The organism is Gammaproteobacteria bacterium (genome assembly GCA_013001575.1).
Taxonomy (GTDB): Bacteria; Pseudomonadota; Gammaproteobacteria; order Steroidobacterales; family JABDMI01; genus JABDMI01.
In genome coordinates this window covers 1-11,552 of record JABDMI010000027.1, presented here as the reverse complement: position 1 = coordinate 11,552, position 11,552 = coordinate 1, and the positions used below count along the sequence as shown (strand labels likewise).

Here is an 11,552-nt window from a genome sequence, read left to right as displayed (position 1 = left end):
CTAACAGGCCGCTACGTAAACTCTCTAGCTCTTTTTCAGGCATTTTACCCTTCATAGCCAGGATTTGAGTATGGGCATCATACACCTCGGGCAGCCAGTTGAGCAGATCATTGAGGTCGGCAAAGGCTCTGGCGGTAATGGCGCTGTAGGCTCGGTCACTGTGATGATCTTGTATACGCGAATGGGTGGCGCGAACATTTTCCAGCCCCAGTTTTGTGATGACGTGCTGAATAAAGGTCAGCTTTTTACGATTCGAGTCCAGTAGTGTGAATTGTGTATCGGGCAACATGATGGCCAGTGGCAATCCCGGGAAACCGGCCCCGGTGCCAACATCCAAAATATTGTCACCAGATATGTGCGGCACCATACTTAGACTATCCAGTATATGTTTGCTAATGACCTCGTGCGGTTTGGTGATGGAAGTCAGATTAATTTTTTTATTCCAACGCAAAAGTAAATCCACTAGATCCAGGAGCTTCTGGAACTGTGATTGCTTAGCGACCAGATCCATCTCGTCTAAACCGGATTTTAATTGTGATGAAAGTTTTTGCATGACGTAATCGGCTTACTTACCAGCCGCCACCACCGCCACCGCCACCGCCACCGCCGGAAGAACCACCGCCGCCACCAGAGAAACCTCCTCCTCCGGAAGAAGAGCCTGGTGGGTGTGAGGCAGAAGATATTGTGCTATTCATGGTGTTGCCGAGACTTGATGTAAATCCACCCAGGTTATGACTACTAAACGAAGAGCCTTGATACCAACTTGGTGAATAATTCCGTTGCTCTCCAGATAATCTTGCGAACACTCGTGTGAATTTTGCCGCCCAATCTTGCTCAACATCCAAAGCAATGGCGTAGGGTAAGTATTTTTCAAAAATTTCCACATTGAGCCCGGGTGCATTGGATAATATTGCGTACTTTATTTCTTGCCCTTCGGCGATACTTGCGTATTCTTTAAATCCCTCGATATGATCCAATAGATCTCGGCTCTTAAGTGTTGGCGCCTTTAATAAATGATAAAACGCAATACATGTGATCACACTACAAAGTAAAACCATGAAAAATACCACTGGGCCAGTATCCGATTGTATTGTTAGTGAAAATGTAATAAGAATTAACGCAATTGTTGCAAGCACGCCTATTACATAAAACAAAGAATTTGTATAAAAATATTTGTTTTTGAACTTTTTAGAAAGTTGTTTTTTATGTAGTCGTTGAGCTTTATTAATTTCTTTATGATTTTCATCATCAAGTTCCAAATGTTGACCCTTCTTGAATAAAGCTTTCAGGATACCGCGATGTGATCTCGAGCCGGATTCGTTTGAGTCCTTTCTTATTAAAGTATATTTATTACTAAAGAATTTCTTGCTTTCTTTAATTGTCAAGAAGCCAGTAGCAGCCATTAACACAATAAATGAAGTGAACGTTTTATTGTCATAGCCCATTTTAGTAATGAACCTTAATTCATCTGGCCCATAACCTTCCGGGGGGTTGTATCTGGGGTATATCACGCCTGCGCCGGGGTCACGACCAACCTTGAACCAGACAATCAAAAAGTAGGTAAGCAAAAGTAACAGACCTGTAAATCCAGTCAATATATGCTTATTAACTGAAGTAAATCTATTGATTTTATCTGCCTGGGTTGGTTCAGAGATTACCCCTTTCGGCCACCCCGTGACTACTGTCAATCCTTGTCGTGGCGCCAAGGGTTTGGTCGTTTCATAATAGGTAACCCCCGGTTCAAGTACTTTACTGATGAAATTCTTCTCCGAGGCCCCACTGAGGCCCGTGTACGCCAGCATCGGCATATCACTGGCTTGCAGTGGTTTGGGAAGTCTTAAAGTTGCAGAGGCTTTGTCGATAGAAAAATCCCAGCCATTGCCGGTAACATTCCAGTACAACTCGTCATGCTCGTCAAAAAAACCCAATTGATAATTGGTTTTATATTTAAAACGGTAGGTGTACACCCCGGGATCCAGAAAAACATTGGCATTACCAAAATATATTCTCACCCCGTTACTCATCGACTTGGTATGGTAATTCTCGCGATTAGCATCACGTTCAACGCCCAAAATAGAAAAGTCTACCTGGTAGTTGTTGCCTAAACGATCTTTATATTTTGTGGGGAAATCTCGATATATTCCACGCCTGATCTTATTAGCTTCAGCCTTGACTCTAATGGTCTCGGTAACCAGCATGCTACCGTCGGTAGTGATCACGATGTCACTGTCAAAAGACAGGATCTTTTCTTCAGCCAGTAAATTTGTCGTGAAACACAAATACAGAATTACCAGCAAAGCAGATAATTTTTTTCCAATTTTATGCATATGTTGGTAACTCGCGATCTTTATACGAGTCATCCATTTCAAAAAACTCGTATTGATGGATGCGTAATAGGTTTACCAATAAATTATTCGGAAAAGATTCGGCAAAGGTATTGAATTCACGCACCGAGCCATTGTAATAGCGTCTGGCGTTTTGCAAAAAATCTTCAACTTCCACCAGTTCTTTTTGTAAATGCAGAAAGTTTTCACTGGCTTTCAGATCCGGGTAGCTTTCTGCCAGTGCGATCAAACGTGTCAATCCGGCACCCAAGCGACTTTCTACCTCACCCTTTTGTTCTCTTTTCACAATGCCCTGTGCTTCTTGACGCAGCGTCGCAACAGCTTCGAGTGTGGCTTTCTCATAACTGGCGTATTGTTTTACCGCTGCGACCAACTGCGGGACCAGATCGTAGCGACGTGTGAGTTGTACATCGATATCACTCCACGCCGCTTCAACCCGGTTGCGGTTCTTGATTACACGATTGAATATAACAACCAGCCAAAAACCAATAACTAAAATAAGCACTAAAAACAATAATTCTTTACTCATACATCACAACCATTTCCATTATGGATTGAGTATAAAACACAAATATGCCGCGATGGAAATAAAAAAAGCCGGGACATGCCCGGCTTTAATTGGTTCAATTTGATACCTAGTATTTACCAACCAGGTTAATGAACCAGCCCTGACTGTCGTAATCGGTTATGCGCAGGTCATCACTAAAGTCGGTGAAGTTGTAGCCCACACCAATCTTGAAGTTATTCGCCACGTGTCTATCGATCGACATCAGCAGACCATGACGGGTGCTATCGTCTTGTTGTACATTCAACCAGCGATACTCAAGCAGTCCGTCCCAGTTGCTGGTCAGGTGATAACGACCACGAATGGCGGCAAAACGGGTTTCGCTTTCAAACCATTCGCCGTCATTACGACGTTCACGCAGTTCTCCGGTGCGCCAGGCCAGCTTGCCGCCGACTTTCCAGCGCTGGTTGATCTGATACAGGGTTTCTGCAGCCAGAATGTTTGAGCGTTGGTCAACGTCGTTATCGCTTTGCGACAAAGTTGGCAGATCGTACAAATACGTGTATTTGAACAGACTGTTCCAACGGTTGTCATTTACCGGGCGATAGGCCAGACCAATTCCCGCTTCGGCGAACTTGGCGTCTTCAAGCGACGCACCTGCCAGGCGTGGCGATTTATCTTCCGTTTCCGAATAAGTGGCCTTACCCAATAAGCGGAAAGAGTCATTTACCTTTACGTCGATCCGGTTGGATGTGATCCATTGATCAAAACTCTCGGCGTTCAGACCCTGACCCTCATCTTTACGAAACTCGACTTTACTGGTCCATTGCACGTCCTGGTTTTGATAGGCAGCCGACAAGGTCACGGCATCGCGATCAATACTGGAGTTTCCAAGTTCGGATTCCTTGTCGAGCTCACCGTGCTGCAAGGACAGACCAACACGCCAGTCTTGACGCGGCACATAGTTCAAACCAAAGACCTGGGTGATACCAGCCTGGTCGTCATCATTAATAAACTGGGCTTCGGTATTGACCGACAGTTGATTACTGATACGGGAACGATTACCCAGGGTGAACTGATTATCACTCAAGCCTCGTTCAGTGCTGTCGGTGGAATGTGTGTACGTGCCATACAATTGATGGTCGTTATTCAATCGATATTCCAGCCCCACGGTTGCGGCATCACCCCGGTGACCTTCGCTGTACTCTGCCTGGATATTGGCTTTGTCACTTATGCGGTGTTTGGCGCCAATGGTCACGAGGTCATTGTTTTCGTAATTCTGCACGCCGATTGTTTCACCGTTATCGGCATCCAGCGTTGCCTGACCGCGCAAATACACTTCGGTGTAAGCACTCAGGGCATAAGACATTTGTAGAGCGGCCAAAGTGGCTTCGCTGAAGTCTGTATCGGTGAATTGCTTTTCACGCACTTGACGAACTTCTCCGGAGATACGGCTGCGTTCGGTAAGCTGGTAATCCAGTTGCAGACCAAAGCGTTGATCTTCACTGTCACCTTCGCGTTCAACGAATGCGGTACGCCCAGAAAGACGTAATCGATCTGACAATTCGCCACTAAACTCGGCGCCGTACTCATAAGTATCCGTGCCATTGCCAGAGCGACGCGAGGTGGAATAGTTGTCGTCTATGCGTCGCCACCAGCTTGCGGCTTTCCAGTTGCTGTCGGTCCAGCCACGTTCTTTGAAGTTGACGCGAGCTTCCATACCAAGAGCGGTTCCTTTGGCATCCGGGGTTACCGTGTTGCTGACGTCATTGAAACTCAATCCACCGTCATCAGACAGGAATCGACCTTGTGCCTGGGCGTTTTGGGTTTCGGTCGCTTCCAGTTTCAAGTAGGTACCAGGCCCTGCTTGTAAGGTGACATCGGCACTGGCCAAACTGTATTCGTTATCAGCCGAGCGATTCTCATCAATATACGTTGCCCCCACCGCAAGATGGTCACCGAACCACTGCTTGCCGCGTGCACCCGTGGTGAGATGGTCGGCATCGAAGGCATCTGGCAAATATTCATAATCCGCAATCAAGTACACCTGGTTGCCATCCAATGGATCATCTTTAATCAGGAAGGGAATGTATTGTTGGGTGATCTGGGCCAATGGGCGCGCCAGAATAATACGACCTTGTAATTCGTCGATTTCATAATCGGCGCCCCGATACAGCTCAACATTTTCAATCACCCGGTCTGAATCACGGTCTCGCACTTCGACCCGGATCTTGTCAGAGCCCGGCAAAATGTCGCGATGACGCAGATAGTACAAACTACCACCGGTGCCCAGGAACTGAGAATGTCCCAGAGCCGATTGCGCTTCTGACACAAAGCCACTCAATTGGGATTTTGACTCACCCAGTTCAGTGGTTTCCAGCGAACGATAGTTTAATTGACCGCCGTATAAAGAGCGATTGTATTGTCCGAAGGATGTGCCGGTAATACCGGTGTTGAAATTGCCCCATAAGGCACGTGACTTATCCCAGTCAACACGCACATACATACGTCCTTGACTGTCGGTATCGGAGTAAGTTGTGGAATCATCGCCATACACAGGATAGTAACGGTCCGGATCCAGGCGTCTGAACACGCTTTGTGGATCTTTACGATGGATGTTCTTGAACACGTCTTTAATTTCTTCTTCCGTCGTATCCATTTGTGCGGTTAACAGGTATTTGCCTTTAACTTTACCTTTTAGATAAAACGCCAGACGTCCATTCACAAACACATCTTCATCGAATTCATCATTCACTGAAAGTTGCTCAAGACTGCCTTTAATATTGTTCTGGGCGACATTGACATCGGCCAAAGCGACCATGAACATGTGTTTTCCGGTGACGTCCAGGTCCAGTGTGCCGCGTTCCTGCACTTGTCCTGACTGTCCCTGCAGACTCACATCAAACTGATGACGTCCAATCGGCATAATATATTCATAAGCAAACTTGCCATATTGATCAAGCGGCATGGTGACGTCGTTGATCTGTACTTTGTAGTTCTTCTCAACATCTTGACCGGTAATACGAACGCGTGAGCCATACACCGGTATATTCTGGATACGCAAATCACTTACGCCGACAAAGTTCTGTGCCACCACGGCTGGTGCTTCGTCACTGTCTGGCAATGATGAATAAACATCTACTGCCGGAGCCGAAGCATTCTCACCGCTCAATTTCTGCATGGCTTGTACGAGTGAGGTATTCACCGGGGCACTGGCAGTACTTATCGAATCAACCAGGGAAATCTTGGCTGCTTCACCAGCAATGGTGTGCATAACTGTGCGAGTCGGGTTTTCGGGCGGAAAGTTGCCCGCAATATTCACTTCTACGCGACGATTCTTTTGACGACCTTTACTGGTGCTGTTATCTGCTACCGGTTGATCAGGGCCTGCGCCACGTTTAATGATCTTGTCTTTGTTGATGCCAATTGCTGAGGCCAGGTAATCCGCCACAGTTTCAGCCCGTGCTTGCGACAAGACGTAATTATCAGCAAATTCTTTACGATTTTGTGGCGCTATGCGAACACTGTCGGTATGGCCGACCACTTCAATGATCACATCCGTGGCATTTTTCCATTCTTTAGTAATACGATCGAGCTCCGCTTTGTCATCCGGGCGCAAATTGATCTTGCGTGTGCCAAATTTTGGTGTGACCGTATAGCTGCGGTAATCGGCCGGCACGGCCACTTGTTCAGCAACCTGACGTGGCTCCTGCTGCGGTTGCATAACCAATACATTGCCTTGCAGCGGAGTAGAATTCAGAGTGCCCTCACTGACACCGGCGCCCGCATTGTTGCCAACATGCTGGCTGTTTAGCATGGGAGGCGTAGGACGACCTTTTGAAACCACCTTAAGCAAGCGATCCTGTTGCGATAACTCATAGTTACTGATATCCGAGATCTGAATGCGTTTTTGTAGCGTTTCATCCATGCGGCCTTCTGCGTCGTAGGCGCGCACTATATAGATTAATTCGTCTTCTGCAAAAACTGACAATTTACTCAGGTCTGCACGAGATAAATTGAACACCGAATAGGTTTTGGTCGCGCTCAGTTTTTCGCTATTGCTTACAGTATAGACCGGACTGACCAGATCACTATCTTCACCATCAAAGATCAATAACTCGATTTTTTCCACAAAGGCCGGATAATTCAGATAAACATCAAATCTGCCATCTTCTAGCAGGCTTGTGCCTTGAACAGCCAGTCGGGTTGGGCCGCGTACAGCCAGGCGCGGCTGCAATACGGCCGGATCTTCAGTTGCCCATACCACGCCACCATTTGCTAAACGCACAGAGAAGTTTCCATAAACATCGGCGCGTTCATTGCTGTTTGCCGCGGCTTCAGTATCACCTACTGCAGTATTATCCGGGGCATCATTGGTTATGATCTCAATGGCAAAACCGCCATCAGTTACACAACGTTCAATGCTGCAATCATCTGCAATAAGGTCCGGGGCAGTCATCGTCTCACTGGCGTAATTCGTATTGGCCAATACGGTCATTAGTACAGCAGCACTGCAGACAGTCTTGAGCAGGCCAGTTTGCTTGTTTGTCATATTCAAAGTTCTCATAGCGCACCCCCGCATTCTTCAGGGGAGTAGGTTCGCGACCTCGATCGGAAACTCACTTTACAGATCATTTCCTCTCCAAGATGCGGTCTTAGCAAGTTGTAAATATTTTTTGCGCGTTTTTGTGCAAGATGATCACAAGACTCAGCACTGCCACCGGCGGCTTCACAGTCGCTGTGACCGGCAATAGTCAGCACACCACCATCACTCTGGCGCAAGCGTTGCCCAAGCTGTGCCAGCATTGGAGTAAAGCGTGGTGAGACATCACTGTTGCCCTTGGCGAAGAATACTTCACCAAGTTTCACCTCGATACTCTGGGTGCGGGCTTTTGGCAGTTGAACACCAAAGTCGAACTGGTTCATCAAGCCACCGGTTATTCGCATCACGCGTGGATTCTCGGTGGTGAAACTGGTTCCACGAGGCAAGGTTGCAGCGTCAACTTTAATAATAAAGTTGCGTCCGCGTTCCGCCGCTCCGCCATCGATACCAGCCAGGTGATAACGGCCGTACGCGTCAGTCTCGACTAAGAGTCCTTCCACGGTGGCCAATCGAACACCCGGAATTCCGGCTTCAGTGGTTCCGTGGTTGGTGACTGTAACGGCCAATTCAACTTCGCCATTACCCAACTGGGTTACCTGTCTGGCAATTGTGATGTCTTGTGCCGTCAAGCCCCGTGCCTTGTCACCGTAGTGATCATTGAAGAAGGATCCTGCCGTGGTTAAGTTAGTGCGCGTGCCTTCAGCAGTTGTAACCCTAATATCACTCAAGCTCATGATATTTCTCAAACGCTGACGAATTACCACGTGCGGCGGTTCGCTCTGATAACTAATGCGGTCACGGATAGTGCCAACATTTATTCCGCGTATTAAGGTGGCGTTCGAGTCATTTAATGACTCAGGACCATTGCCATAATCAACGGTTGTGCTGTTTGGCACATAAGCATTCACATCGAATCCACCCTGAATGAATACGCCGGTAGCAATTCCCGGATCCTGGAAGCCGTCACCATCGCGATCATCAAAGACTTTACCCACAATCGTGGTTTCATCAATATCCGGATCAGCGGTTATGCGAACCGTTGCCGTGGCTTCATTACTGACATTAACAGCAAAACCGTTATCCATAATCGCACGGTTAATATAATCACCGCGTGTCACGCCGGCGCCAACGCGCATCACATAACTCACGCTAATGGTTTCACCCGCATCTATGTCCAGGTTGTTGAACTGGATAGTTCGACCATTCACCGACTCACTGAAGTTGTTTTGTGTTGGGCTAACGCGTGCCGAGCCTGTGACAAAATTGAATCCTGCAGCCGGGGTATCGGTAATCCGACCATCCACCAGGTCAGTGCTGCCAGTATTCTCGGCGGTAATGGTATAGCGAACCAAATCACCTACTACGGCATCCGGACTTTGCGCTCGCTTGATCAAGCGGATAGTCGCATCCAGTCCCACTGGATCCAGTGGGATATGGTTATTGACCACATCACCATCGCCCGTCTCAAGAATAAAGTCGAAGTAGTAAGTGGTGTCTTGACCGGCTTGTGGTGCATTCGGGAAGCCTACGATCGCATTGGCCTGACCGCTCAAGGCATCATAAGCACCAGGTTGGGCCAGGATCAAGGTTGACGGTGCTGGCTGATAACCATCTGGTGAAGTTACTACCAGACGATAAGTTGCACCAGTCGGACAGATCGGGTCGGCAGCAGCAAAGACGTCGAATTGATAATAACCGTCGCTGCCTGTGGTTTGGTCTTGTTGTCCCTGACCCAGACATACATCCGGTAAGGCCTGGCCAGTACCCGCATTAATAATTTGTACCAATGCCCCGGCAATTGGTGCACGGCTTATAGCGTCATAGACCACACCACTCGGATCGATCGGCAGATCGACATCTTCTTCATTTTCACCCGGCTCAATAGTGATCGGATCTGTTGAAGCAAAGACTTGTGCAGTTTCCGGATGGACAAGCTGAATAACATAACCAGCACCCGGCTCGATGCCCGGGAAGGAGTAATCTCCGTTGGCGTCGGTAGTAGTCGTTCCTACAACAGTGCCGTCAGCACTCAACAGATTGACTGTCCAACCTTCGACCAGCGGCTCATCGGCATCAATGACTGTATCCAGGTTTGAATCCAGCCATGCAGTACCGGAGAGATTACCGTTTTGTGGAACAAAGATAACAACAGTCGCAATATCCTGATTACCGTTTCCGTCATCAATCGTGTAGGTAAAGGTGTCGTGTCCGAAGAAATCAGAGTTTGGTGTGTATGTGATCGTGCCATCGGCATTGACCACGATGCTGCCGTTTGCAGGTTCTGTGGTTGCGACCACACTCAAGCTATCACCTTGTGGATCAATGTCATTAGCCAGCACATCGATTTCGGCCGGTGTGTTTTGTGGTGTTTCACGGTAATCATCGGTTGCCTGTGGCACATCGTCATCAATCACAACCGTAACCTGTGCCATGTCAGTGTTACCCAAGGCGTCAGTGATTTCGTAGGTGAAAGTGTCTTGACCCGCATATCCCGCATTTGGTGTGTAGGTCACTGTGCCATCAGCATTGATCATGACTGTGCCATTCGCAGGCTGACTGAAGATTGCCGTGAGGCTGAAGTCGTCACCGTTCGGATCAAAGTCATTGACCAGAACTGCGATATCAACTGGCGTATCCGTTTGTGTGACAGCACTGTCCGCGGTTGCGGTCACGCTATTGCCACCAACAGTCACTGTTACCGTTGCGGTATCGAGTGCTTCATCAATGTTTTCATCGCGAATGGTATATGTGAAAGAATCTGAACCGGTAAAGCCTGCATCCGGGGTATAGATCAAGGTACCATCCGGAGTGAAGAATACCGAACCATTGGCCGGATCACTCACTGTAGTGATAATGAAGTTGTCCCCTTCAGGATCGTAATCGTTGGCCAGTACCGGAATTGATACGGCGGTATCCAATGGCGTTGATGAACTGTCATCAACAGCAACTACGCTGTTACCAATCGCAACATCGTCATCAAGGATCACGCCTGCAGCACTCGCATCCACAATGTCGGCATTGACCGGATTGCTTAATTCAAGCGTAAAGGTTTCGTCACCTTCGACGTCGGTGTCACCAATGACCGGTACATTAACGGTAACTTCAGTTTGTCCGGCAGGAATCGTAACTGTAGATGCTACAGCTATGTAATCAGTACCTGCTGTTGCCGTGACATCAACAGTGTTTACATCTACCGTTACATCCTGTGTGAGTGGCTGGTCAAGACTGACTGTAAAGATCATGTCAGTGTTGCCTGAGTTTCCTTCGGTCAATGTAGCATCCGAAACACTGAGTCCCGCCTGATCATCATCTGTAATCGTTGCAAGGCCTTGCGAGTCAATAATGTTGCCGTTGGAAGGATTACTCAGATCAATAGTAAAGGTCTCATCGTCCTCAACCAGGGTATCTGCAATAACCGGCACTGTAATGGTCTGGGTGGTTATGCCTGGCGCAAAAGTCAGAGTACCACTGACCGCTGTGTAATCACTGCCAGCTGTTGCCGTAATATCCGTCGTAACAAAGTCTACGCTTATATTTATCGGGCTGGTCTGATCCAGACTAACGGTAAAGACCATATTAAGCGTGCCACTATCGGTCTCAACGATTGTGACATCATCAATGGAAATTCCGGCACCGTCATCATTGATGATTGTGCCCTGCCCACTGTTGTCAGCAATCGTGCCGATACTGGCATTGCTCAATTCAACCGTTAAGGTTTCACTTTCCTCGACTGCTACATCGCCATTGGTCACAACACTGATGAACAGTTCGGTTTCTCCCGGTGCAAACGTCAATGTGCCGGTTTGGGCGGTGAAATCATTATCCGCCGTTGTGGCCGTTCCATCCACAGTGGTAAAGTCCACGCTCACTGGCATATTACTAGGCCCGCTCAGACTCACAGTAAAGGTCAGAACTTGATTACCAATATCGCCTTCGATAACCGAGGCATCATTAATACTCAGCGTGAGACTGTCATCTTCTGTGATCGTGCCGGTACCGGTGGCGGCGGCCGGATCCAGAGTCGCGCCTGTTGGCGTACTCAGGGTCACGCTGAAGTTCTCGTCGCCTTCCACATTGGTGTCGCCGGTGACCGGGATAC

General features: G+C 48.1%; 4 protein-coding genes and 1 pseudogene. 1 reads left to right on the top strand and 4 read right to left on the bottom strand.

Annotation, left to right across the window (positions count from 1 at the left end):
* Positions 1 to 553 (bottom strand): 16S rRNA (guanine(527)-N(7))-methyltransferase RsmG (gene rsmG / locus HKN88_02150; GenBank protein NNC96853.1); only part of this gene is annotated, 553 nt, incomplete at its 3' end.
* 23 nt (positions 554 to 576) lie between these two features.
* Between rsmG and HKN88_02145 the strand changes: the two are divergent.
* Positions 577 to 648: pseudogene (locus HKN88_02145) on the top strand (LysM domain-containing protein).
* 1,671 nt (positions 649 to 2,319) lie between these two features.
* Here HKN88_02145 and HKN88_02140 read toward each other — a convergent pair.
* From HKN88_02140 to HKN88_02130, 3 genes are all read right to left on the bottom strand, one after another.
* Positions 2,320 to 2,874 (bottom strand): LemA family protein, encoded by a 555-nt coding sequence (locus HKN88_02140; GenBank protein NNC96852.1) that lies wholly within the window; start codon positions 2,872 to 2,874, stop codon positions 2,320 to 2,322.
* A 106-nt stretch (positions 2,875 to 2,980) separates the two neighbouring features.
* Positions 2,981 to 7,402: an OmpA family protein gene (locus HKN88_02135; GenBank protein ID NNC96851.1), complete on the bottom strand. Its 4,422-nt coding sequence runs from the start codon at positions 7,400 to 7,402 to the stop codon at positions 2,981 to 2,983.
* Between the two features lie 11 nt (positions 7,403 to 7,413).
* A partial coding sequence (locus tag HKN88_02130; protein NNC96850.1) for a tandem-95 repeat protein occupies positions 7,414 to 11,552 on the bottom strand: 4,139 nt, incomplete at its 5' end.

Coding starts and splice junctions, on each gene's coding strand:
- HKN88_02140 (NNC96852.1), bottom strand. CDS start 2,874: ATGAGTAAAGAATTATTGTTTTTAGTGCTTATTTTAGTTATTGGTTTT.
- HKN88_02135 (NNC96851.1), bottom strand. CDS start 7,402: ATGACAAACAAGCAAACTGGCCTGCTCAAGACTGTCTGCAGTGCTGCT.